This is a genomic window from Gordonia hankookensis (genome assembly GCF_014673215.1).
Lineage (GTDB): Bacteria > Actinomycetota > Actinomycetes > Mycobacteriales > Mycobacteriaceae > Gordonia > Gordonia hankookensis.
The window spans coordinates 262269-284504 of sequence record NZ_JACWMS010000006.1; the positions used below are offsets into that span (position 1 = coordinate 262269).

Genomic DNA, 22236 nt, shown 5'->3' on the forward strand with positions numbered 1-22236 from the left:
GTCAGCCGCGGAGAACCAGTCAGATCCAACCGAATTCGCGTGCCTTCCGTGCGGCCTCGTACCGGTTGGATGCGTTCAGTTTCGCCATCGCCGACGACAGGTAGTTGCGGGTCGTCCCCGGCGACAGGTGCGCGCGGGCAGCGATCTCGTCGACCGAGGCGCCATCGAGGGCGTACTCCAGGACATCGGCCTCGCGCGCCGTCAGTACCGTCTCACCCGCGCTGATGGCCTCCGCCGCGAGTTCGGGGTCGACGTACCGGCTTCCACCGTGCACCGTCGAGATGACCTCGGCGAGAGTGGCGGCCGAGGCGGTCTTGGGCAGGAAGCCGCGAACGCCGGCGGCCAGTGCCCGTTTGAGGTACCCGGGGCGGCCGTGACTCGTCACGATCACGATCCCGGCATCGGGGGTGATCTCGAGTAGCTGTGTGGCCGTGTCGATTCCGTCGATGCCAGGCATCTGCAGATCGATCAGGGCGACCGCGAGCCCATCGCCCGCATCGGCGCGGACGCGCCACAGGTCGACGAGTTCCTCGCCCGAATCGACATGTGCGACGACCTCGATCGTCTCCTCGAGGTCCAGCATCGTCGCCATCGCCGCCCGGATGAGGGTTTCGTCGTCGGCGAGCAACACCGGGATCATGCGTCCTCCCATTTCACCTCGAGCGCGAATTCGTCGGCGGTGCACGAGCGCTCGAGTCGAGCACCTACCTCAGCAAGCCGCTCGGCCAGACCACGGAGACCGGACCGCTCGTCGGCCGCACTGTCCCGGCTGTCGAGCGCATCCGACGATACCCTGTTGTTCCGCAACGTCATTCCGGACGAGCCCATGGCGAACGTGGCTGATGACGCCGACGAGTGTTTCACGATGTTCGTCGTCGCCTCACGGACCACCCAGGCGGCGACCTCGTGGAACTCGGCAGGCACCGCCGACGGATCACCCTCGACGGTGAGCTCGCATCCGGCGGCGGACAGCAGGGAGCGTGCGCCGGCGACCTCGCCGTCGAGATTGATGTCGCGGTAGCCGCGGACCAGCGCGCGCATCTGTTCCATCGACTCGACGGCCAGGGTCTTGATCTCGTCGACCTCGGTGCCCGCGCGGTCGGCGGCACCGGCCCGCAGAAGTGTCGACGCCAGTTCGCTTTTCACCGCGATCGCCGAGAAGCCCCGTCCGACCACGTCGTGCAGGTCACGGGAGAACCGCAGACGTTCCTCGGCCACCTGCAGTTTCGCCTCGACGACCCGTGCACGCTCCAGGTCGTCGACGACGGTGAGCGCCCAGCGGGTCAACAGGGTGGTGCCGACGAGGAAGGCGGCCACGACAAAGGTGATCCCGGCGACCTGCAGCATTCCGCGAGGACCCGCGGCGAAGGCCACCCCGGTCGCAACGCTGAGACCGAGGGTGATCCACCAGCAGTACCGGACGAACGGGACGATCGACAGGGCGGCGAGCATCGCGACGTAGATGCCTGCGCTCCGGGCGGCGTCGACGTCGGCGGTCGCCGACATCACCCTGGCGGCGACCGCGCAGCCCACCCAGATGGCCACCAGGAGTGTGGTGGCCGTCGGCAGCATCCATCGTCGCCGCCGGTCACGGCCGAGAGTGGCGAATCCCGGCTGGGCCTCGACCGCGAGCAGGGCGGCGGCACCGGCGGCCAGCACGCCGGGCACCGCCCACGATCGGGCGGTGGTGACGGCCAGGATGATCGCGACGCCGAGGATGGCGGCCTGCAGCGTGACTCGGGTGTAGAGCCGGAACCGCTCGGGTGCGGACAGTCCGCGCCACCAGCTCGTCACCGCCGTCACCCGCGATCGTCCCACCGGAAGCTCGTCGAGGTGAGGGCGAAAGCCAGAACCGACCATAGGACCAGTGTGGCAACCGGCTGCGCGATCTCGCCGAAGGTGCCCGCGAAGTCGAGGGCCGCGTCGGTCGACGACGCCATCACCGCCTTGCCGGTGGTCCCCAACGAGATGAGGTCGGACACGGCGGCGAACGGTGTCCACCCGGCGACGGTGGCGAGGCCGTCGGGGAGGATCGAGCGGATCGATCCGAGCCCGATGGTGGCGAGCACCATCACCGGCAGCGACGTGATCTGGGCCGCCTCGGCGTTCTTCGTGACGGCGCTGGTCGCCAGGGCGAGCACCGAGAACAGGATGACTCCGGCGATCAGGGCGACGGCGATCAGGATCGGGTTCACCGGTGCCGGCGCGCCGAATCCGTAGACGACTCCGGCGACCATCGCCGCACCGGCCGCGGTCAACAGGACGCCCGGCGCGGCCGGGGCCATGAGGATCTGCCAGTCGGCCGCCTCACCGGTACGCAGGCGTTTGAGCACACCTTCGCCGCGGCGCGTCGTGATCATCGACAGCACGGAGTAGTACTGCACGAACAACAGGGCGGCGTAGGCGAACAACTCGAGCGTGGTGGCCGCGAGAGCGGTGGTGACGTCCGCGTCGCGGCGCGCGATGAAGAACGTCGCCAGGGGAATCCCGATGGGGAACACGGTGCCCATCGTCACGAGTGCCTTGTTGCGGCAGAACTGGCGGAACTCCGCGGTCGCGAGTGCGGTGAGCGGCCGACGGCGAGGGGTGTCGACGGCGGTGGGGAGGGTGCCGGGGCTGGTGGTGGTCATCGGTGTGCTCCGATCGGGGTCGCATGGGTGGCCGGCGTCGTGGCCGGGCTGTCGTTATGTTCGGCGGAGTCCGCGTCCCCGGCGATGTCGAGGAACACCGATTCGAGCGACGCCGCCCGCGCTTCGAGGCCCTGCAAGGCGACACGGTGGTCGCGAGCCCACGTGAGGAGCGTGTCGAGGTGGGCCTGCAGGTGCTGGGTGGCGATGGTGACCCGCGCACCGGACTCGACGACCGCGTCGGGGAACTCGGGCAGCACCAGGCCGGGGTGATCGAACGCGATCCTGGCCGGGTGGCCGTCGACGATCTCGCGAAGGGTTCCACAGCGGGAGATCGCACCACGGTGCATGATCGCGATGCGGTCGGCGAGCGCCTCGGCCTCGTCGAGGTAGTGGGTCGTCAACACCATTGTGACGCCGTCGGCCTTGAGGTCGGACAACAACTTCCATGTCTGACGCCGGCTCTCCGGGTCCAGACCGGTGGTCGGTTCGTCGAGGAAGAGCAGTCGGGGCTGCCCGAGCAGCGCGCAGGCGAGGTCGACGCGACGCTTCTCACCGCCGGACAGCGAACCCACCCGCACATCCGCGCGATCGGACAGATCCACTTTGGCCAGCACGTCGGCGACCGTCGTCGGGCGTGAGCACGTACCGCGCCACATCTGCAGGGTCTCGGCGACGGTCAGCTCGGCCGGCAGCCCACCGGACTGCAGCATGATGCCGACCTGCGGTCGGACGAGGGCGCGGTCGCGGAGGGGATCGAGCCCGAACACCTCGACGTCACCCGCGGTCGGTGCGGTCAGGCCCTCGAGCAGGTCGAAGGTCGACGTCTTGCCGGCGCCGTTGGTGCCGAGGAGGGCGAAGACCTCTCCCTCGCGGACGTCGATGTCGATGCCGCGCACGGCCTCGAACGCCGAGTTGCCCTTGCCGTAGGTGCGCCGGAGTCCCGTCGCGGAGATGATCGTCGACCGCTGCGTCGTGTGGGGTTCGAGGTCGACCTCGAACCTGGTGGCATGTCTGTTTCGCATGCACCGAGCATCGTCGGGCGGCATCGTAGGAGGTAGTGGGCGCAATCATCGATTCGTGCTGACAAATGTCATCGCAGAAACGGGGCGGGACCAAATCGGGCGACCCCGTTGTTGGAAGGGGTGTCGCCGCAGCCAGCGGCGCCGACAGGAGGAAATGTGAGCAACGAGTACCGCAAGACCGACGAGGCCGTCCGAGGCCTCACCGACGCGCAGTACCGCGTCACCCAGAAGGATGGCACCGAGCCGGCCTTCCACAACGAGTACTGGGACAACCACGAGCCGGGCATCTACGTCGATGTCGTCTCGGGGCAGCCCCTGTTCTCCTCGACCGACAAGTACGACAGTGGAACGGGTTGGCCGAGTTTCACCAAGCCGATCGAGTCCGACGCGGTGACCACCAAGTCGGACCGCACGCTGTGGATGCGACGCACCGAGGTCCGTTCCGCAGGCGCCGACAGCCACCTGGGACATGTGTTCGACGACGGCCCGCGCGACGCAGGCGGACAGCGCTTCTGCATGAATTCGGCAGCGCTGCGGTTCATCCCGGCCTCTGATCTCGATGCGGAGGGCTACGGCGCCTACCGCACGCTGTTCGACATCACCGACGACCCCACCGACACCACGACCGAGAGGGATGCCTCATGACGACCGACACCGGACAGATCACCCGCCGCCCCGGCACCGAGACCGCCGTCCTCGCCGGCGGATGCTTCTGGGGGGTGGAAGACCTCATCCGCCGACAGCCCGGTGTGCTCGACACCCGGGTCGGTTACACGGGCGGGTCCAACGATCACGCCACGTACCGCAACCACCCTGGTCATGCCGAGGCGGTCGAGATCGTGTTCGATCCGACCGACACGTCGTTCCGCGACATCCTGGCGTTCTTCTTCCAGATCCACGACCCGAGCACCAAGGATCGTCAGGGCAATGACGTCGGCACCAGCTATCGGTCGGCGATCTTCCCACTGACTCCTGAGCAGGAGGAGGTTGCCCGCGACACCATCGCCGATGTCGATGCGTCGGGCCTGTGGCCCGGGAAGGCCGTGACGACCATCGAGGCGCAGGCGCCCTTCTGGGAGGCCGAGCCGGAGCATCAGGACTATCTGCTCCGTTATCCCACCGGGTACACCTGCCACTTCCCGCGGGTGGGCTGGGTACTGCCCAAGCGGGAGGACGCCGGCTCCCGATGACACCGCAGTAAAGACACGAAGAGCCGCCACCCGGATCACGGGTGGCGGCTCTTCGCAGTTGGCCGACGGTCCCGGACAATGCGCCTCTCGGCAAACGGCCGCTCGAAGCGGCGAAAAGGGGTGGGGCCCGGGGCAGAGATCCCGAGACCGTCGCGCTGTTCAACGGGGCGCCGCGGACTTCTATTCCCTGACCGGTTCGCGAAGCACACCAGTCAGTGCTGACCGCTACGCTGGCCGCATGCACTGCGTGGTCGTGGGTGGGGGATTGGCCGGGCTGGCGTCGGCGGTGTGGCTCGCGGAAGCAGGCCACCGCGTCACGCTCCTGGAACGACGCGGATCGCTCGGCGGGCGCACGATCGCGATGCCGGTGGCGGCGGTCGACGACGTTCCCGACAACGGGCAGCACGTGTTCGCGAGCGGCTACCAGCACCTCATGCGATATCTCGACAGCGTCGGGACACGAGAGCATGTGGCCTTTCCCGGTCACATGACCGTCCGCATGCCCGGTGGCGGCACACGTCGGTCCGCGTTCGGTGGCGTCGCGGGCCTGCGCGCCGCGACCGGCGATCTGCCCGGTGTGACCGGCCTGGACCGATGGCGGACGGCACGCGCACAGGTCACGCTGATCCGGCAGGCGCTGCGCCCGCCACCCTGGCTCGACGACATCACCGCAGACGAGTGGTTCCGCCGGATCGGTATGCCGCAGTCGGCGCGAGACGCATTGTGGGACGGCATCGTGATCGGGTTGACCGGTGACAAACCCGACATCTCGTCGGCCAAGGTGCCTGCCGACCTTCTCGTGACCGGTATCCGGCGGGCACGCGAGACTCGGACGCCGATCTCGATCGGTTACCCGACTGTCGATCTCGACACGTTGTTCGTCGACGGCGCCGAGAAGCTCTTCGCCGACGCCGGTGTCGTCGTGCGGCATCGAGCGGTCGTCGCATCGGTCGATGTCCTCGACGACACGGTCTCGGGAGTCACCCTGACCGACGGTGAACACATCCCCGCGGACGCGGTCATCTGCGCCGTGCCGGTGTGGAACGTCAGGGGCCTGCTCGACCAGGTACCCGGTCACGAACAGATCTACGCCGCGGTGGAGAACCTGACACCGGTCCCCATCGTGAGCGTCAACCTCTACCTCGACCGCTCGATCGGGATGGCCGACTGGGGCGAAATCCTTTACGGCGGTGAGGGAGTGCTCGAGCAGGTGTGGGATCGCCAGCGGATGCATGACCGCGACCCGTCGCGGCACCACCTCTATTCGACGACGGTCTCGGCGGCCTACGAACTGATCGCGAAGTCGAATGTGGAGATCACCGACATCCAGATGCGGATGCTGCGCAGCTACTACCCGGATGCCGCCGGGGCCACCGTGATCCACAGTCACGTGGTGCGGATGCCGAAATCCACGTTCGCGCAACGTCCGGGGAGCGCGGGCATCCGTCCCGACCAGCGCACCGAGGTGAAAGGCCTGGCACTGGCCGGTGACTGGACGCGCACCGACTGGACCACCACCATGGAAGGCGCATGCCAGAGCGCCGCGCGCGCCGTCGAGGTGATCCTGGAGGGGAGTTCGGAGGATCGATGAGATTCGGCTTTGCCATGCACGGCAGTCGGGGGGACGTCCAGCCGGGTGTCGCCGTGGCGCACGCGCTTGCCGACCGAGGCCACGACGTCACCGTCGCGGCGCCCGAGGACATCGCGCCGGCCGTGAGCCGCACCGGGTTGCCGACCCGAGTGTTGTGTCCGGACAACTCGGAGCTCCTGCAGAGTCCGCTCGTCAAGGAGCGGCTGAAGAGCAAGAATCCCTCGGTGCGCCTCAAGGCGCTGGCGGAGATATCGGCGTTCGGTGCGGAGACGTCGGAACAGGTCATGGGCGAACTCGCCAGGGACGCAGACGTGTTGGTGACCGGACTGCTTGCGCAGGAACGCGCGGCCACCGTCGCCGAGAGCCGACAGATCTCGTTCGTGCCGCTGCACTATTGCCCGATCCGCGCCAATCAGTCGGTCGAGATCCTCGGCTCGACGCCGCGGTGGGCCCGGCGTGCCTTCTGGTCGATCGGTGACCAGATCAACTGGTGGACTGTGCGAGGCCGCGACCGCGACCTGCGCAGGCGCCTCGGTATCGCGCCGGCGACGGGCCCGCTTCCCCGCCGCCTCCGCGAGGGAGGTGTCCCCGAGATCCAGGCGTATGACGCGTTGATGTTTCCGGGACTTCCGGACGAATGGGGGCCCACCAGGCCGTTCACCGGCGCCCTGTTGCCGGACAGGCCCACTCGCAAGGCATACAACGGAGACGACGGCGAGGTGACGGCACTGGCCGTTGCCTGGGCCGAAGCCGATGCCCGGCCCGTCTACGTCGGATTCGGCAGCATGCCGATCGAACGCGGGCGCATCGAGGGGATCATCGGATCGCTGACCGCCATGGGCCTGCGGGTCATCGCCCATACGTCACATGACATTCCGGAACGCGACGCGGTTCTGCGGGTGACCGGATCAGTCGATCACGAAGTGCTGCTGCCGCGCTGTCGCGGCGCGGTGCATCACGGTGGTGCGGGCACCACGGCGGCCGTCGCACGGGCAGGCATCCCCGCGGTGGTTGGGTGGCTCAGTGCCGATCAACCGATGTGGACCGCCTCGCTCCGCCGGTTGGGGGTCGGGGGCGGCCGGCGGTTGCGAAAGCTCGACGACGATGACCTTGCCCTGCTGCTCGACGAGCGCATCGCCGTGAACGCGGCGCACCTGGGCGGCCGGCTGACGCCGCCCGATCGTGCGGTGGCCCGCGCGTGCGACGTGTTGCTGTCGGCGGCGGGCTGAGCCACCGGGCCGGCACCCCGGCAGGGGGCCACGATCGATCCGTCGCGGCGACGGCGTTTTGTCCGTTTTGACGCGGTCGTTGTGGGCGAAGACACGGTCAACACCAGGCAAATGCTGTGCGTCAACTGTCACCTGACTAAGGTGACAGACGAACCGACCGACAAAATATGGCCACGGACGCGCCCCGCGTGATCCGGAATGTGATCGCAGGCGCTGGCTCCGAACGGGCCACGAGCGGCACGGCCAGGCCCGGAAAGGTGAGGGTTTGGCGACTCCATCCCTGAGTGAGGCTGCCCAGCAGGGTACGCATCCCAACGACATCGCGCTACGCGCCGAACACGTATACAAGATCTTCGGGCGGCGTGAGAACGAGGTGGTCAAGCGGTTGCGGGCGGGTGCGGACCCCGACGACCTGAAGGAGATGGGCACCGCAGCGGTCATCGATGCCAGTTTCGAGGTCGCGTCCGGTGAGATCTTCGTGGTGATGGGGTTGTCGGGTTCCGGGAAATCGACCTTGATCCGTACCCTCAACGGGCTGTGGAAGCCGTCCGCGGGCAACATCCACATCGGCGACACCGACATCACCAAGGTGTCCGACAAAGCCCTCCGGGGCATCCGTCGTGACCACGTCTCCATGGTCTTCCAGCATTTCGCCCTTCTCCCGCACCGAACGGTCCGGGACAACGCGGCCTACGCGCTCAAGGAACAGGGCATCGGCAAGACCGAACGGCTCGAACGTGCCGACCACTGGCTCGGCGTGGTCGGCCTCGAGGGTTGGGGTGATCGACTGCCCGGCCAACTGTCGGGCGGCATGCAACAGCGTGTCGGCCTGGCGCGAGCGCTGGCAGCGGAGACCGACATCCTGCTGATGGACGAGGCGTTCTCCGCGCTCGATCCGTTGATCCGCGGTGAGATGCAGGACCAGCTCATCGAACTCCAGTCCAGCCTGGGCAAGACGATCATCTTCATCACCCACGACCTCAACGAGGCGATGTACGTGGGTGACCGGATCGCCGTCATGAGGTCCGGACGGATCGTCCAGATCGGTACCGCGGAACAGATTTTGACCGACCCCGCCAACGACTACGTCGCGAAGTTCACCGCCGAGGTCGACCGCTCCCGGGTGTTGACCGCGAGTTCGGTCATGGAACCCGCGACTGCGGTGATCACGTTGTCCGCCGGGCCGCGCGGTGCCGTCAACGAGATGCGACAGCACCAGACCTCGGGTGTTCTCGTCGTGGACCGTGACCGGCGACTGCTCGGTTACGTGACCGACGACGATGCCGTCGCGGCAGTGAAATCCGACCAGAAAGAACTGAAGCCTTTGCTGCGAAAGGACGCGCTCGTCTCGGTCACCGGGTCGACGCCGGTGGCCGAACTGTTTGCGCCGTCGAGCGAGTCGCCGGTGCCGTTGGTGGTCACCGACGACGACGGGCGTCTGCGCGGCGTCGTGCCGCGGGTCGGGCTGCTCGCCTCGATGGCGCCACGGGATACCGCGCCGGCGTCATCCGAGCCCGCCGACGTGGAGACGCTCGCCGAACCGTCCGCCGGCGATCTCGAAGGCGGTGATGCGTCGTGAGCTTCGCCAACCCGCGCATCCATCTCGGGGATGCCGTCGAATCCGCCTTCGACTGGTTCACCGAACACGCCTCCTGGTTGTTCGACGCGATCAAGACCGTGATCGACGGGTTCTACGACGCGCTGTACAACGTGCTGTCCAGCCCGCCCTACTACGTCATGATCGTGATCTTCGCCGCGCTCGCGCTGCTCGCCGGTGGTCTCCGAAAGGGGTGGCCGCTGGCGGTCTTCACCGTGATCGGCTTCTATTTCATCCGCGCCTTCGACCAGTGGCTGAACGCGATGAGCACGATCGCGCTGGTCCTCGTGGCGGTGATCATCGCGCTCGTGATCGCAATCCCCATCGGTATTCTCGCGGCCCGCAACCGGGCGGTCTCGGCCGTCGTCCGGCCGATCCTCGACCTGATGCAGACCCTCCCCGGTCTCGTCTACCTGGTCCCGGTGATCATCATCTTCGGTATCGGCCCCACGCCGGGAGTCGTCGCGACCATCATCTTCGCGATGCCGCCGGGCATCCGCCTTACCGAACTCGCGATCCGGCAAGTGGATCCGGAAGTGGTCGAGGCGGGACAGGCTTTCGGTTCGAGCCCCGCGCGGATCCTGCGCCAGATCCAGATCCCGCTGGCGATGCCCACGATCATGGCCGGCGTCAACCAGGTCATCATGCTCGCACTGTCGATGGTGGTGATCGCCGGATTCGCGGGCGCAGGCGGACTGGGCGGGCAGGTCAACGAATCCCTGCAGACCCTGAACCTGGCGCTGGGAGTCGAAGCCGGTCTGTCGGTGGTGATCATCGCCGTCTACATGGACCGGATCAGTTCGGCGATCGGTGGCCGGGGCCGGGTGGCGAACGCCTAGTCGCATCGGTCCGGTCGCGCCGACGACCACAGGTACGTCCGGTGGGTCACACGACCCATTGCAGGAGTGAAAGAGGGTAGGAACGAGATGAAGAGAAAGCTAGGGATTTTCGCGGCGGCCATCACGGTCGGCGCGTTGGCGCTCAGCGGGTGCGGTGCGTCGAACTCCAACTCCGATTCGGCGGGCGGCGGCGGGACCGAGGCCAGCGCATCGGGTGCGGCGAGCAAATACGCGAACTGCTCGCTCACCGACGGTGTCGCGGATGCCACGAGTGCTTCCGCGGGTAGCGGCGACAAGAACATCACCATCGGCGCGTTCAGCGGGTGGGATGAGTCGACCGCGACGGCGTACCTGATGAAGAACATCCTCACGAAGAACGGCTACACCGCCAACGTCAAGACCCTCGACGCCGCGGCGGCCTTCACCGCGACCACCAAGGGCGACGTCGACGTCATCACCGACGTGTGGCTGCCGACGACCCACAAGACCTACATCGAGCAGTACGGCGACCAGATGGAGCCGCTCGGCTGCTGGTACGACAATGCGAAACTGACCATCGCGGTGAACAGTTCGTCACCGGCGAAGTCCATCGAAGATCTGAAGTCGATGGGTGGCGACTACAACAACACCCTGGTCGGGATCGAGCCCGGTGCCGGTGAGACCGGTGTCGTCAAGGACGACATGATCCCTGCCTACGGCCTGCAGAACATGACCTTCACGACCTCGTCGACCGCCGCGATGCTCGCCTCTATCAAGAAGGCCGAGGCCGAGAAGACCAACGTCGCCGTCACCCTGTGGAAGCCGCATTGGGCCTACTCGGCGTTCGACATCCGGGACCTGGATGATCCGAAGGGCGCGATGGGCGGCAAGGAAGGCATCTGGAACTTCGCCACCAAGGGCTTCGGTGAGTCCAATCCGAAGGCTGCCCAGCTGTTCAAGAACCTCATCGTCCCCGACCAGGAACTCTCCGATCTCGAGGACCTGATGACGCAGAAGTACCAGGGCAACAATCCCGATGCCGCGGTGAACGAGTGGCTGACCACGCACCCGGACTTCGCGAACCAGTTGCAGACCGGGGCGCTCAAGTAACAGCTCCAGTCGACAGTTCGACAACGACGTGCGCGGCGCCGGCCGAGGTCCTCGAGACCGAAAGCCGGTGCCGCGTAGTCATGTGACGACTATCCCGGCGACGAGGTTGATCGTCGTCGCGAGGATCACGGCGCCGAACACATACGAGAGCATGCAGTGTCGGAGCGCGACCGCCCGGATTCCGGAGTCGGAGACGTCGGTGTCCGACACCTGGTACGTCATGCCCAGGTTGTAGCTGAAATAGAAGAAGTCGCGGAACTCCGCAGGTGCGTCTGAATTGAAGTCGATGCCACCGGGTTCACCTGCGTAGTAGAGGAACGCGTACCGCGTGGCGTACATGAGGTGCAGGCTTCCCCACGACAGGAACACCCCCGCCAGCGCGACCGTGGCCGGGAACCAGTCGGCGTGGGAGCCCCCCTCGATCAACAGGCCGACGATCCCGCCGAGTGCCGACAAGGTCGCAACGACGACGATGAGTTCGTCGATGGCCGGCCGGTAGTCCTCGCGACCCGCGTGCTGTCGGGTCTGCTCTCCGTCCATCGGCCACAGCGCCGCCCATCCGAGCACGACGAACACCGCACCGGTGACCGCGATGGCGACGAGGACCGCCGACCCCGCATCGGTCGCGATCAACCCGACGACGGCCCCGCAGATGATGCCCACAGTGAGCGCGAGAAGTATCCGGGGCGTGGCGGTCGACGGCACGAATCGCATGTCGCCAGTCTGCCCGCATCTGCGGCGGTGGTCTTGCCCGCCACGATACGCAGCGGGTTTGCTTAGCCTGTCCGATCCGGGTAATCCTCAGGTGGGCGCCCATTTCGCGGGCGTATGACAAGTCAACATCCGGCCATAGATGCCAATTGAGGGAAAGGATCAACGTAGATCGTGGTAACTCAAACAGCAACTCGCTCCGTCGTCGATGTGTATCGCACACGTCTGTCGGAGCACAGCCAGATCGAGCCTCGACCACATCCGGTGGTCTGGTCAGGTATGAACACCCCGGGTCCGATGTCGGGTCCGGAACTCCGTCGGTACGACGAGCGCGGGTACCACACCGCGTCGTCGGTGATCAGCGGGGACGACATCGGGCGTTGTCTCGATGATGTGCATGCGGTCACCGATCGTCTCGGGGAGGACGATCGGGTGATCCGCGAGCCGTCGAGTGGCGATGTGCGGTCACTGTTCGCGGTGCATCAGCTCAGCGATGTGGTCGCCGAGATCTGTGCGCGTGACGAGATCGTCGGTGTCGCAAGGCAAATCCTCGGCGACGACGTGTACGTCCATCAGAGTCGGGTCAATCTCAAGCCCGGGTTTGCAGGTGGGCCGTTCTATTGGCACTCCGACTTCGAGACGTGGCACGCCGAGGACGGGATGCCCGCACCACGCGCGCTCAGCGTGTCGATTGCGTTGACGCCCAACCACTCCTACAACGGTGCGTTGATGATCGTGCCGGGATCGCACAAGCGGTTCGTCAGTTGTGTGGGCGAGACGCCGGACGGCTACCACGAGGAGTCGCTGGTGTCCTACCGCCCACCGTTCGGCACTCCGGAGGAGGGTGACGTCACCGAACTGACCGACGACCTCGGCATCGACACGATCACCGGGCCCGCAGGCTCGGCGCTCTACTTCGACTCCAACTGCATGCACGCGTCGTCGGGCAACATCACGCCCTACCCGCGGAGCAACCTCTTCGTGGTCTTCAACGCGAAGTCGAATGCTCTGCAGGAGCCGTTCGGTGCGCCGCAACCGCGACCGGACCATCTGGCGCACAGGTGATCTGACGCAGGTCGTTCGAGGGGTGGTTGTCGCCGCAACCACCCCTCGACAACCTTTAGCCGCGCTATATAGGAAACCTATGCAGCATCGTCGGAGGTCGAATAGGGTGGGCACATGTCCGCCACCTTCGTATCCTCGGCCGGTTCGAACGGCAACGCTGATGACACCGCTGACGCGCTTTATGCATTGATGGCCGACTTCGTGCGCCAGCGTCCCCGCGACATGAGCATGACCGCGGCAGCCACGTTGACTGCTCTACGCCAGCGCGGACCGCAACGTATCACCGCCCTCGCGGGCGGCCAGGGCGTCACCCAGCCATCGATGACCTCGTTGATCGCATCGCTGGAGAAGTCGGGACTCGTCGCGCGACGCGACGATCCGGCCGATGGCCGTGCCAGTCTCATCGAGCTCACCGAGGTCGGACTGGATTACATCGTGGAGCGCAGGCGGCAGGTGACCGATCGGATCGGCGAGTACATCGAGAGCCTGCCGACCGACCAGCGCTCGGCACTTGCCGCCGCCCTACCGGCCCTGCGGGGTCTCGAGGAGATGGCAGGCGAAGACGTGCCCTGACGCCCGCCTGCTCAGGCGGTCGGAATCGGCTCGGCGTCGGCGGATGATTCCGTGGCGGCGGTCTTGTTGCGCACGACCGGGATCAACAGGGTGATGGCGACCCCGACGAAGGCGGCGACCGCGCCGATCAGGAAACACCACCGGAACGCGGCATGGCTGGGCACTTCGGCCGACCCGAAGGTGACCGTCGAACTTGTCAGGACCAGGGCCATCACCGCCGACGCGGTGGTCGTGCCGATCGAACGCATCAGGCCGTTGAGGCCGACCGCGGCGCCCGCCTCGTGCATCGGGACCGAACTCATGATCAGGGTCGGCATGGCGGCGTAGCCGATACCCACGCCTGCCGAACAGATCAGTGAGGCCAGCGCGAGCTGCCACGGCGCGTTCATCAGCAGGAAGGCGCCGAGGTAGCCGAGGCCGAGTACGCAGGCCCCGATGGCCATCGTCGGCTTGGCGCCGATCTTGTTGATCAACGTGCCGGAGACCGGGGCGAAGACGAGCATCATCAAACCACCGGGAGCCATCCACAGGCCTGCGGCGAGCAACGTTTGTCCCAGGCCGCCGACCGCCGATGGCATCTCCAACAGCTGTGGCATGACGATCGCCTGGGCCATCATGCCGAAACCGATCGCGATTCCGGCCAGGTTCGTGAACAGCACCGCGGGTCGAGCGGTGGTGCGCAGATCCACGAGGGGATCGGTGTGGCGGACCTCGAAGACACCCCAGATCAGCAGGATCGCCAGACCGCCGATCGCGAGGCCCAGCGTGGTACCCGAACCCCAACCCCAGTCGTTGCCCTTGGAGACGGCGATCAGCACACCGGACAGGCCGAGGGCGAGTCCGATGGCGCCGACGATGTCGAAATGACCGCCGTTGCTGTCGTCGACGTGTGGCACGGCAACCGCGACCAGGACGGTGATCACCAGCGCGAGGGCGGCCGAACCCCAGAACAGCGCACGCCAGTCCCATTGCTGTGCGACCCATGCCGACAGTGGCAGGCCGATTGCGCCTCCGACGCCCATCGTGGCGCTCATCGCCGCGACCGCCATCGACGTCAGGCGCGGAGGGGTCACCTCGCGCATGAGGCTGATGCCGAGCGGGATGAACCCCATGGCCAGTCCCTGGATGGTGCGTCCGACGATCATCGGGATCAACGACGAACTGAGGGCACAGACGAGCGATCCCACCACCAGCAGGGCGGCACTCGCGAGCAGGACCCGCTGCTTCCCGAGGATGTCGCCGAGACGACCCGCGATCGGCATGGCGACCGCCGCGCCGAGCAAGGTCGCGGTGATGATCCACGACGCGTTGGCGATCGAGGTGTTCAGCAGGTGCGGTATCTCGGGCTGGATCGGGATGATCAAGGTCTGCATCAGCGAGGCGACCAGACCGCCGAAGCACAGGACCGACACGACGACGATCGCGGCGGCGGAATGGTGGTCGTCGGTCAGCTCGGGGTCCACGTGTGTGCCCGACGAATCGCCGGCGGGAGTACTGGTCATGTGGCATCCTCCTCGTTGGATATGTAGCCTACATATGTATGGTGCATACGCCAAATTTTGCGTAGATTGTCCGGTATCGGACGGAAGGTTGGAGACAATGTCAGGTGCCGGTGACGCATCGTTCTGGCCGTCACCCGTCTACCGTGACCTGGCCGAAGAGCTGTTGCGGATGGGGCGGCGCAAGACCAATGTCGTCCCGGGCACGCAGCTCGAGGCATCGGCCTTCGCGATTCTCTGGGTGCTCTCCGACGACCGGCCGCGAACCCTTCGGGAACTCAGTGAGGAACTCGATCTCGAACAGTCGACGGTCAACCGTCAGGTGAACGCGGCGATCAAACACGGTTACCTCGAGCGATTCGAGGTCGAGGGGCAGATCAGTCGGCTCATCCGGCCCACTGCCGCAGGCCTCGACGCGTTCGAACACGACGGGATGCGACGGGCCGACCGCCTCATCCGCGTCTTCGCCGATCTCGCGCCGGGCTCACCGGATACCCTGCTGCACGAGCTCCGGGCGTTCAACGACGCCTACGAACGCTCTACGGCTCGGCAGGACGAGCAGCACACCGCGCGCCAGCACGCGCACTGACCGCGAGGGGGTTCATGGGGACATATGTGGTGACCGGTGCGGCGTCGGGCATCGGCAAGGCCTGCGCCGAGCGGCTGCGTGCGGCGGGCAACAGCGTGATCGGGGTCGACCTGCACGACGTCGAGGTGATCGCGGATCTGTCCACCTCGGGTGGTCGTCGAGCCGCGATCGGCAAGGTCGGCGACCTGGCCGGTGGGCGCCTCGACGGTGCGGTCATGGCAGCGGGCCTCGGTCCGGCCGCAGGCCGGGAGCGCATGATCGCGGAGGTCAACGTTCTCGGGGTCACCGAACTCCTCGACTCCTGGCAGGCGGCGTTCGCTGCAGCCGGTGACGCCAAGGTCGTGGTCTTCGGTTCCAACTCGACCACCACGACGCCGATGGTGCCGAAACGAGCTGTCCGGCGCCTCATGGGCGGAGAGCTCGACGCGGCCGTGCGGCAGATCCGTCGTCGGAGAGGTGTCTCGGGTCCGGTCGCGTACGCCGCGTCGAAGATCGCGGTGACGCATTGGTGCCGGGCGCGGGCGGTGAGCGACGACTGGGCAGGCGCTGGTGTTCGTCTGAATGTGATCGCGCCGGGCCCGGTGATGACCCCTCTGCTGCAGTCTCAGCTCGACAGCGGAACCGGGTCGCAGGTGCGGGCGTTTCCGTTGCCCAGCCGTCGGTTCGGCACCGCCGAGCAGATCGCCGAATGGGTCCTGACGATGCTGTCTCCGGCTGCGGACTTCCTGGTCGGGAGCGTGATCGTCGTCGACGGCGGTACCGATGCGCTCATCCGGCCGGGCGATTGGCCGCGGCCGTTGCCGTTGCGATCGGTTCCACGCTTCCTGTGGACGATGTACCGGGCTCCGCGGCAGGGGCGGGTGGCCCGGTACTGACGTGTGACGTCCGGTGTGTGCAGTGCGTGGGTGCGCTGCATGGGACGTGCAGTATTGAGCTGTCGCGTCGTCCCGATCCGCGGGTGCGACCGACCGATCGAGAGGATCCGTGATGCCGAGTTTCCGTGAGGCGATCGACGCCCGCGACCTGGACGCCGTGGAGGCGATGCTCGCCGACGACGTGGTGTTCCGCAGCCCCGTCGCGTTCAAGCCGTACGAGGGCAAGGCCATCACGTCGGCGATCCTGCGTGCGGTCATCGAGGTGTTCGAGGACTTCCACTACGTGCGTGAGATCGGTGGCCCGGGATCGGTCGATCACGCGCTGGTGTTCGAGGCGAAGGTCGACGGCCTGGCCATCACCGGCTGCGACTTCCTGCACTTCGACGACGACGGGAAGATCATCGACTTCATGGTGATGGTGCGCCCGCTACGGGCCGCCGAGGCGCTCGCCCGCGAGATGGGTGCCCGCTTCGAGCAGATCGTGAGTTCGGCTGCCGCCGGCGAGTGATGAGGTCACACCGGTCGGGCCTCACACCCGACAGGGCTCAGACCCGACACGACAGCTCCATGGTGTCGTTTCCTTTGCCGGGGAAATTGACACTCGTGTAGCCGTTCTCGGGTCGTCGGACCCGGTCGAGGTAGTCGGCGGTGTCGGGGCTCTCGGTGTTGTCGGCGACGATCAGTGCGCCGGTGGGCAACCGGGGCTCGAGGAGCTTCAGCACGGGCAGGTAGATCTCTTTCCATCCGTCCATGAACACGAAACCGATCTCGCCCTCGACGGTGGCGAGGGTTTCGAGGGCATCACCGTCGAGCACGGTGATCACGTCGTCGAGCCCGACGTCGGCGAAGGTCGCCGACGCGGTCTCGATCTTCTTCGCGTTCAGCTCGGTGGTGTAGACGTGGCCGGTACCGTTGTCGCGCACGGCCGCCGCGAGGTGAAGAGTCGAGATGCCGTAGGACATCCCGAATTCGACGACGGTGACCGGCCGGGTCGCGCGGATCAGCGAGTACATGAGCCGGCCGGCCATCGGGCTCACCGGCATGTACCGGTCCTGTGCGGCATCGGCGCGTTCGGCGGCGGTCCCGGCAGGTGCGGTGCGGGGCCGGTCGGGTCGGTGTGGTGGTCGATCGGCGACCTGGGCGGTGGCCTGGTCGTACAGCCTGGTGATCGTGGCGGCGACGGGATCGGTGTCCAGGGTGTTCGTCATGTCCTCACGCTAACGAAACGATCTGGCCGCTCGCTGTGTGTTCCCTGTGCTGTCCCGCCGGCCTGCCAGGACCCGGTGCAGGGCCTCGGCTCCGTGCAAACGGATTCGGGAGAGCGGGCAATTCGACCGGATGCGCCCCGAGTTGTTCCGGGATCCCGGAGCCGTATTCGTTCGCGGGGCCGTCGAACACGGCGGTACGCCGGTGCGTCACGCTCCGGCCGGCAACCTGGTGAAGTCGGGGGCTCGGCCCTCGGCGAAGGCGGTGAGCGCCTCGGTGTTCGCCGGGCCACCCATCAACTCGGCGAAGGCTGCGTTCTCGCAGTCACGCGCCGCGTCGATCTGACCTCGGATGGGCTCGTTCATCGTCCGCTTCACCGCGATCAGGCTGGAGATCGGCTGTTGCGCAATCTGTTCGGCATGTCTGGTCGCTACGTCGAGAAGCTCGTGAGGCTCACAGAGCCGCCACGCCAGGCCGATGTCCACTGCCTGCTCGGCAGAGATCCACTCCGAGGACATCAATACCCAGGCCGCATCCTGTCGGCCGAGCAGGCGGGGCAGCAGGTAGGAGGACGCCGCCTCGGGTGCGACCCCGAGGCTGGTGAACGGGCACTTGAACCGTGCTGCGGTCGAGACGAAGGCGAGATCGGCGAAGCCGAGGATGGTGGTTCCCAGCCCGAGTCCGAGTCCGTTGACGGCGCAGATCAGTGGCTTGGGAAAGGCGACGAGCGCGTCGATGAGACCAGGGAATCCGTATCGGCCCGGGACGAAGTCGGGATCACCGACGCGTTGCGCCATCTCCTTCAGATCCGTTCCGGCAGTGAAGGCCCGGCCCGTACCGGTCAGGAGCACGACGGCGACCTCGGGGTCGTCGGCGGCGTCGATGAGTGCCTGCGCGGTCGCATCGTAGAGCGCCTCGTCGAACGCATTGAGGGCGTCGGGGCGGTTGAATGTCAGTGTGCGTACCCGGTTGTGGGTCTCGACGAGCAGATTCATCGGCGGGCTTTCGTGGAGGAGGGACGCTGCGCTGTCCGCGACGACGCAGCCTTACGGGGATTTCTCGGTGCTCGGGTGGCCGAGGCGCGCGCCGAGGTGACCTCGGCGCGGACACCGGCGAGTATCCAGCGGATCGATTGGACGAAGTTGGCCTCGGTCTTCGCTGCCGACTCGGGGTCGCGCTCCGAGAGCTTGATGTCGTGCATGCCGCGGACCTCAATGATCGTGTGGTTGATGGTGAGGGCCACGAGTGCCCGACAGCATTCCTCGGCCAGTGGCGGATCGAAACCCTCCTTGCCGGTGGCGGCGACCAATTCGCTGACGTACTCCATCACCGCGTCGCCGTCGTCGATCGTCATCAGCTCGGTGAGATGGGGATGCGCGCGCAGTGCGTCGTGCAGCCCGAGACACCACTGCAGTGCGGTCGTCTCCCAATCGCCGTGCTCGTGAAACTCCAGCCGCAGCCTGGAGAGATGCCGGGCAACGAGTGCACGGATCAGGTTCTCCCGGTTTCCGACCTGCTGATACAGCGTGCGGGTGGAGATCCTGAGGTCGGCGGCCAGGCGGCGTGTACTCAAGGCGCTGTCGCCCTCGTCGTCCAGCAAGACCAGTGCGCGCTCGTAGATCGTCTCCACCGGGATCAACGGCTTTGCCATGGTCGCATCGTATCCGCGACGTGCGCCGACCCGCCGATGCCGTCGGCAAAGCCTTACGGGCCGGCGAGAAAGCGGTGTAGTTTTACCTTACGGTAAGCACAACGGTCCGAGCCGCGGACGACGCGCAACCGGCCACCACCGGCCACGAGGAGTCACGGATGACTGCACCCACCATCGACGAGGCGGCGCGGAGCGTCGCCGACCCCAAGGCATATGCCGACGAGACCCGCATCCATGCCGCGCTGACGCAGCTGCGGAGGGCGGCGCCCGTCGCCCATGTCGACGCCCCCCGCTACAACCCGTTCTGGGCAGTGACCAAGCACGCCGACATCATGACCGTCGAGCGGGCGAACAACCTGTTCACGAACGCCCCCCGGCCGGTTCTCATGACCGCACAGGAAGAAGAACTGCAGGCGGCCGCTCAGATCCGCACGCTCATACACATGGACGATCCCGAGCACCGTGTGATGCGGGCCGTCGCGCTGGACTGGTTCCGTCCCAAGGCCCTCAAGGCGATGAAGGAACGCATCGACGAACTCGCCCGGATTCACGTCGACAAGCTACGTGACGCGGGAAGGGAGTGTGACTTCGTGCAGGAGGTGGCGGTCAACTTCCCACTCTTCGTGATCATGTCGCTGCTCGGCGTGCCCGAGTCGGACCTACCCCGCATGCTCGAACTGACCCAGGAACTGGTGGGATCGCAGGATTCCGAGTTCCAGCGCAGCACGAGTCCGGACGAGCAGATGGCGGCCCTGCTCGATATGTTCGAGTACTTCAGCACGTTGGCCGCCCGGCGGCGGGACCGGCCGACCGGCGACATGGCCTCGACGATCGCCAACGCAGTGGTGAACGGTGAACCGCTCGGCGACATCGACGTGGTGTCGTATTATGCGCTCATCGCGACTGCCGGACACGACACCACCACCTCGACGATCTCCGGTGGTTTCCAGGCGTTGATCGAACACCCCGAGGAGCGGCGTCGGTTGACCGACGATCTCGATCTGATGCCGACGGCGACCGAAGAGATGATCCGTTGGGTGACACCGGTGAAGGCCTTCATGCGCACCGCAGCAGAGGACACCGAGCTGGGTGGAGTTCCCATCGCGGCCGGTGATTCGCTCCTGCTGTCCTACGTATCGGGCAACCGGGACGAGGACGCCTTCACCGATCCGTTCCGGTTCGACGTCTCCCGCGAGATCAACAAGCACGTGGCATTCGGGTTCGGTGTGCACTTCTGCCTGGGCGCCGCTCTCGCCCGGATGGAGGTCAACAGTTTCTTCACCGAACTGCTGCCTCGGCTCAAAGACGTGGAACCAGCAGGGGATCCGGAACTCACGGCCACCACGTTCGTCGGCGGGCTGAAACATCTGCCGATCCGCTACACGCTGATCTGACGGTCGGACAGTCTGCGCTGAGTTGCTGCGCGAGGAGGAGAACGATGCAAGCACGGGAGACAGCCGACACCGCCGCCGAGATCGAGGCCATCAAGGTGGTGAAGGCTCGCTACTGCCGATATCTCGACACCAAGGATGCCGCGGGCTGGCGGGGCCTGTTCGCCGACGATCTGGTCGTCGAACTGGACATGATGCCCGCGACCGGCGGCGCTGATCCGATGACGGCCCCGCCGATCGTCGGTGCCGACGGCTTCGTGTCGAGCGTGTTGGAGACCCTGGCGGACGCGACGACGGTCCATCACGTCCATGGTCCCGAGATCGAGTTGACGTCGGCGGCGACGGCCACCGGCATCTGGGCGATGGAAGACCGGTTGGTCTATCCGGGTGGTCGATCGCTGCTCGGTGCCGGCCACTACCACGAGACGTACGAGAAGGTGGGCGGCGACTGGAAGATCAAGACCCAGCATCTCACTCGGCTGTGGGTCGAGTTGACCGGCGACTGGTCGGGTGCGGCGTTGTCGGATTGAGTTGTCGGATTGAGTTGTGACACCGATCAATCGATGAACATCTCGCCGAACCGTTTGAGATAGTTCACGGCTGCCTGCGGGCTCGAGCCGTCGACGTGGACAACGGCCCAGGTCGCTCCTCGACGACCGAGGTCGGCGAGGAAGTCCCGTGCTGCCCGGACCGATGCCGAGTCGTCCAGATCTGTCGGCGGGCACACCACCTGTACGTCGATGCCGGCCGGATCCCGGCCGGCATCGGTCAGTCGCCTCCGGAGCTCACCGAGCGCATCGGAGAAGTCGTCGGGTGTCGCGATGGTCGCGGTGCGGATCGCGGACGCCATCGCGCTGTCCACGATCAACGGCATCCAGCCGTCCCCGTGGTCGACGACGCGTCGCATCGCGGCGCGACTGTTGCCGCCGATCCAGATGGGCGGGTGTGGATTCTGGGTCGGACGCTGCAGCCACACCGGGCCGGTCGCGGCAAAATCGTCACCGCTCACCGGCGTTTCGGGATCTGTCCAGATCGCCCGCAGTGCTGCGAGAGCCTCGTCGAGCAGTTCTGCCCGCCGTTCGAAGGCGACACCGACGGCGGAGAACTCCGATCGGAGGTAACCCGCTCCCACTCCCGCCACCAGCCGGCCGCCGGAGACGAGGTCAAGACTGCCGAGTGCCTTCGCCGACAGGTAGGGAGTGCGAAACGGTAGCACGTACAGGTTCGTCATCAGCCTGATGTCGATGGTCACGCCCGCCATGAAGCTCAGTGCGGCAATGGGATCGAGAGTGTTGTGGCCGCCGTTGGCCCGCCACTTCGACGACGGTGCGGGGTGTTCGCTCAGGGCCACGCCGGCGAACCGTGACTGTTCGGCCTGCACGACGACATCGCGGATGGCATGTGGGTTCAGAAAGTCATCGGGGGCGCTCGGCAACTCGCTCGGATACTCGAGGACGAACCTCATCGGGGCGTTCGCTGTCACTGTTCC

The 22236-nt window shown here is 66.6% G+C and carries 24 protein-coding genes; 14 read left to right on the forward strand and 10 right to left on the reverse strand.

Going from position 1 to position 22236, the window contains the following annotated elements; genetic code table 11:
* Positions 1 to 19 precede the first annotated feature (19 nt).
* The 4 genes from IDF66_RS23570 to IDF66_RS23585 are packed head-to-tail and all read right to left on the reverse strand — an operon-like array spanning position 20 to position 3652.
* Entirely contained in the window at positions 20 to 640 is a 621-nt protein-coding gene (locus tag IDF66_RS23570; protein WP_190268906.1) for a response regulator transcription factor, read from the reverse strand.
* Complete coding sequence (locus IDF66_RS23575; protein WP_317628844.1) at positions 637 to 1803, reverse strand: sensor histidine kinase; 1167 nt, start codon at positions 1801 to 1803, stop codon at positions 637 to 639. The genes IDF66_RS23570 and IDF66_RS23575 overlap by 4 nt, the downstream gene beginning before the upstream one ends.
* Positions 1800 to 2630 (reverse strand): ABC transporter permease, encoded by an 831-nt coding sequence (locus tag IDF66_RS23580; RefSeq protein WP_190268866.1) that lies wholly within the window; start codon positions 2628 to 2630, stop codon positions 1800 to 1802. Before IDF66_RS23580 ends, IDF66_RS23575 begins: the two co-directional genes overlap by 4 nt.
* On the reverse strand, positions 2627 to 3652 hold the full coding sequence (locus tag IDF66_RS23585) for an ABC transporter ATP-binding protein (protein ID WP_190268867.1): 1026 nt from the start codon (positions 3650 to 3652) through the stop codon (positions 2627 to 2629). The genes IDF66_RS23580 and IDF66_RS23585 overlap by 4 nt, the downstream gene beginning before the upstream one ends.
* A 156-nt stretch (positions 3653 to 3808) precedes the next feature.
* Between IDF66_RS23585 and msrB the strand changes: the two genes are divergently transcribed.
* The 7 genes from msrB (at position 3809) to IDF66_RS23620 (ending at position 11187) form a co-directional block, all read left to right on the forward strand.
* On the forward strand, positions 3809 to 4297 hold the full coding sequence (gene msrB, locus IDF66_RS23590) for a peptide-methionine (R)-S-oxide reductase MsrB (protein ID WP_190268868.1): 489 nt from the start codon (positions 3809 to 3811) through the stop codon (positions 4295 to 4297).
* Positions 4294 to 4842 carry a peptide-methionine (S)-S-oxide reductase MsrA gene (gene msrA / locus IDF66_RS23595; RefSeq protein ID WP_190268869.1) on the forward strand — a complete coding sequence of 183 codons (549 nt, stop codon included), beginning with the start codon at positions 4294 to 4296 and terminating at the stop codon, positions 4840 to 4842. Before msrB ends, msrA begins: the two co-directional genes overlap by 4 nt.
* A 238-nt stretch (positions 4843 to 5080) precedes the next feature.
* Positions 5081 to 6433, forward strand: coding sequence for a hydroxysqualene dehydroxylase (locus IDF66_RS23600; protein WP_190268870.1), 1353 nt, complete (start codon positions 5081 to 5083; stop codon positions 6431 to 6433).
* Complete coding sequence (locus IDF66_RS23605; RefSeq protein WP_190268871.1) at positions 6430 to 7662, forward strand: glycosyltransferase; 1233 nt, start codon at positions 6430 to 6432, stop codon at positions 7660 to 7662. The genes IDF66_RS23600 and IDF66_RS23605 overlap by 4 nt, the downstream gene beginning before the upstream one ends.
* 265 nt (positions 7663 to 7927) lie before the next feature.
* Positions 7928 to 9241 (forward strand): quaternary amine ABC transporter ATP-binding protein, encoded by a 1314-nt coding sequence (locus IDF66_RS23610; protein ID WP_223310032.1) that lies wholly within the window; start codon positions 7928 to 7930, stop codon positions 9239 to 9241.
* Positions 9238 to 10098 carry an ABC transporter permease gene (locus IDF66_RS23615; RefSeq protein WP_164310613.1) on the forward strand — a complete coding sequence of 287 codons (861 nt, stop codon included), beginning with the start codon at positions 9238 to 9240 and terminating at the stop codon, positions 10096 to 10098. Before IDF66_RS23610 ends, IDF66_RS23615 begins: the two co-directional genes overlap by 4 nt.
* A gap of 87 nt (positions 10099 to 10185) precedes the next feature.
* Positions 10186 to 11187 carry a glycine betaine ABC transporter substrate-binding protein gene (locus tag IDF66_RS23620; RefSeq protein WP_190268872.1) on the forward strand — a complete coding sequence of 334 codons (1002 nt, stop codon included), beginning with the start codon at positions 10186 to 10188 and terminating at the stop codon, positions 11185 to 11187.
* Between the two features lie 78 nt (positions 11188 to 11265).
* Here IDF66_RS23620 and IDF66_RS23625 read toward each other — a convergent pair whose 3' ends face one another.
* Positions 11266 to 11901, reverse strand: coding sequence for a DUF1345 domain-containing protein (locus tag IDF66_RS23625; RefSeq protein WP_190268873.1), 636 nt, complete (start codon positions 11899 to 11901; stop codon positions 11266 to 11268).
* Positions 11902 to 12072: 171 nt separating this feature from the next.
* Between IDF66_RS23625 and thpD the strand changes: the two genes are divergently transcribed.
* Complete coding sequence (thpD, locus tag IDF66_RS23630) at positions 12073 to 12963, forward strand: ectoine hydroxylase (protein WP_190268874.1); 891 nt, start codon at positions 12073 to 12075, stop codon at positions 12961 to 12963.
* 114 nt (positions 12964 to 13077) lie between these two features.
* The gene (locus IDF66_RS23635) at positions 13078 to 13536 is read left to right on the forward strand and encodes a MarR family winged helix-turn-helix transcriptional regulator (protein WP_190268875.1); all 459 of its coding nucleotides are present in this window, start codon (positions 13078 to 13080) and stop codon (positions 13534 to 13536) included.
* A gap of 11 nt (positions 13537 to 13547) precedes the next feature.
* Here the strand turns inward: IDF66_RS23635 and IDF66_RS23640 are convergent, their stop codons facing one another.
* Positions 13548 to 15038, reverse strand: a complete 1491-nt coding sequence (locus IDF66_RS23640; RefSeq protein WP_190268876.1) for an MFS transporter — start codon at positions 15036 to 15038, stop codon at positions 13548 to 13550.
* Between the two features lie 97 nt (positions 15039 to 15135).
* Between IDF66_RS23640 and IDF66_RS23645 the strand changes: the two genes are divergently transcribed.
* The 3 genes from IDF66_RS23645 to IDF66_RS23655 all read left to right on the forward strand — a co-directional run bounded on the left by IDF66_RS23645 (position 15136) and on the right by IDF66_RS23655 (position 17007).
* Positions 15136 to 15624 carry a MarR family winged helix-turn-helix transcriptional regulator gene (locus IDF66_RS23645; RefSeq protein WP_190268877.1) on the forward strand — a complete coding sequence of 163 codons (489 nt, stop codon included), beginning with the start codon at positions 15136 to 15138 and terminating at the stop codon, positions 15622 to 15624.
* 14 nt (positions 15625 to 15638) lie between these two features.
* The gene (locus IDF66_RS23650) at positions 15639 to 16499 is read left to right on the forward strand and encodes an SDR family oxidoreductase (RefSeq protein WP_190268878.1); all 861 of its coding nucleotides are present in this window, start codon (positions 15639 to 15641) and stop codon (positions 16497 to 16499) included.
* A 112-nt stretch (positions 16500 to 16611) separates the two neighbouring features.
* Positions 16612 to 17007 carry a nuclear transport factor 2 family protein gene (locus IDF66_RS23655; RefSeq protein WP_164310621.1) on the forward strand — a complete coding sequence of 132 codons (396 nt, stop codon included), beginning with the start codon at positions 16612 to 16614 and terminating at the stop codon, positions 17005 to 17007.
* Positions 17008 to 17044: 37 nt separating this feature from the next.
* Here IDF66_RS23655 and IDF66_RS23660 read toward each other — a convergent pair whose 3' ends face one another.
* The 3 genes from IDF66_RS23660 to IDF66_RS23670 form a co-directional block, all read right to left on the reverse strand.
* Positions 17045 to 17707: an O-methyltransferase gene (locus IDF66_RS23660; protein WP_190268879.1), complete on the reverse strand. Its 663-nt coding sequence runs from the start codon at positions 17705 to 17707 to the stop codon at positions 17045 to 17047.
* 207 nt (positions 17708 to 17914) lie between these two features.
* On the reverse strand, positions 17915 to 18700 hold the full coding sequence (locus IDF66_RS23665) for an enoyl-CoA hydratase/isomerase family protein (protein WP_190268880.1): 786 nt from the start codon (positions 18698 to 18700) through the stop codon (positions 17915 to 17917).
* Positions 18697 to 19356 carry a TetR family transcriptional regulator gene (locus IDF66_RS23670; RefSeq protein ID WP_190268881.1) on the reverse strand — a complete coding sequence of 220 codons (660 nt, stop codon included), beginning with the start codon at positions 19354 to 19356 and terminating at the stop codon, positions 18697 to 18699. The genes IDF66_RS23665 and IDF66_RS23670 overlap by 4 nt, the downstream gene beginning before the upstream one ends.
* A gap of 158 nt (positions 19357 to 19514) precedes the next feature.
* Between IDF66_RS23670 and IDF66_RS23675 the strand changes: the two genes are divergently transcribed.
* Together IDF66_RS23675 and IDF66_RS23680 are read left to right on the forward strand one after the other, a co-directional pair.
* On the forward strand, positions 19515 to 20750 hold the full coding sequence (locus IDF66_RS23675; RefSeq protein WP_190268882.1) for a cytochrome P450: 1236 nt from the start codon (positions 19515 to 19517) through the stop codon (positions 20748 to 20750).
* A 44-nt stretch (positions 20751 to 20794) separates the two neighbouring features.
* Positions 20795 to 21277: a nuclear transport factor 2 family protein gene (locus IDF66_RS23680; RefSeq protein ID WP_164310626.1), complete on the forward strand. Its 483-nt coding sequence runs from the start codon at positions 20795 to 20797 to the stop codon at positions 21275 to 21277.
* A gap of 26 nt (positions 21278 to 21303) precedes the next feature.
* Here the strand turns inward: IDF66_RS23680 and IDF66_RS23685 are convergent, their stop codons facing one another.
* Complete coding sequence (locus IDF66_RS23685; RefSeq protein ID WP_190268908.1) at positions 21304 to 22212, reverse strand: TIGR03619 family F420-dependent LLM class oxidoreductase; 909 nt, start codon at positions 22210 to 22212, stop codon at positions 21304 to 21306.
* Positions 22213 to 22236 lie beyond the last annotated feature (24 nt).

Coding starts and splice junctions, on each gene's coding strand:
- IDF66_RS23570 (WP_190268906.1), bottom strand. CDS start 640: ATGATCCCGGTGTTGCTCGCCGACGACGAAACCCTCATCCGGGCGGCG.
- IDF66_RS23580 (WP_190268866.1), bottom strand. CDS start 2,630: ATGACCACCACCAGCCCCGGCACCCTCCCCACCGCCGTCGACACCCCT.
- IDF66_RS23585 (WP_190268867.1), bottom strand. CDS start 3,652: ATGCGAAACAGACATGCCACCAGGTTCGAGGTCGACCTCGAACCCCAC.
- msrA (WP_190268869.1), top strand. CDS start 4,294: ATGACGACCGACACCGGACAGATCACCCGCCGCCCCGGCACCGAGACC.
- IDF66_RS23600 (WP_190268870.1), top strand. CDS start 5,081: ATGCACTGCGTGGTCGTGGGTGGGGGATTGGCCGGGCTGGCGTCGGCG.
- IDF66_RS23605 (WP_190268871.1), top strand. CDS start 6,430: ATGAGATTCGGCTTTGCCATGCACGGCAGTCGGGGGGACGTCCAGCCG.
- IDF66_RS23620 (WP_190268872.1), top strand. CDS start 10,186: ATGAAGAGAAAGCTAGGGATTTTCGCGGCGGCCATCACGGTCGGCGCG.
- IDF66_RS23625 (WP_190268873.1), bottom strand. CDS start 11,901: ATGCGATTCGTGCCGTCGACCGCCACGCCCCGGATACTTCTCGCGCTC.
- IDF66_RS23635 (WP_190268875.1), top strand. CDS start 13,078: ATGTCCGCCACCTTCGTATCCTCGGCCGGTTCGAACGGCAACGCTGAT.
- IDF66_RS23640 (WP_190268876.1), bottom strand. CDS start 15,038: ATGACCAGTACTCCCGCCGGCGATTCGTCGGGCACACACGTGGACCCC.
- IDF66_RS23645 (WP_190268877.1), top strand. CDS start 15,136: ATGTCAGGTGCCGGTGACGCATCGTTCTGGCCGTCACCCGTCTACCGT.
- IDF66_RS23650 (WP_190268878.1), top strand. CDS start 15,639: ATGGGGACATATGTGGTGACCGGTGCGGCGTCGGGCATCGGCAAGGCC.
- IDF66_RS23655 (WP_164310621.1), top strand. CDS start 16,612: ATGCCGAGTTTCCGTGAGGCGATCGACGCCCGCGACCTGGACGCCGTG.
- IDF66_RS23660 (WP_190268879.1), bottom strand. CDS start 17,707: ATGACGAACACCCTGGACACCGATCCCGTCGCCGCCACGATCACCAGG.
- IDF66_RS23665 (WP_190268880.1), bottom strand. CDS start 18,700: ATGAATCTGCTCGTCGAGACCCACAACCGGGTACGCACACTGACATTC.
- IDF66_RS23670 (WP_190268881.1), bottom strand. CDS start 19,356: ATGGCAAAGCCGTTGATCCCGGTGGAGACGATCTACGAGCGCGCACTG.
- IDF66_RS23675 (WP_190268882.1), top strand. CDS start 19,515: ATGACTGCACCCACCATCGACGAGGCGGCGCGGAGCGTCGCCGACCCC.
- IDF66_RS23680 (WP_164310626.1), top strand. CDS start 20,795: ATGCAAGCACGGGAGACAGCCGACACCGCCGCCGAGATCGAGGCCATC.
- IDF66_RS23685 (WP_190268908.1), bottom strand. CDS start 22,212: ATGAGGTTCGTCCTCGAGTATCCGAGCGAGTTGCCGAGCGCCCCCGAT.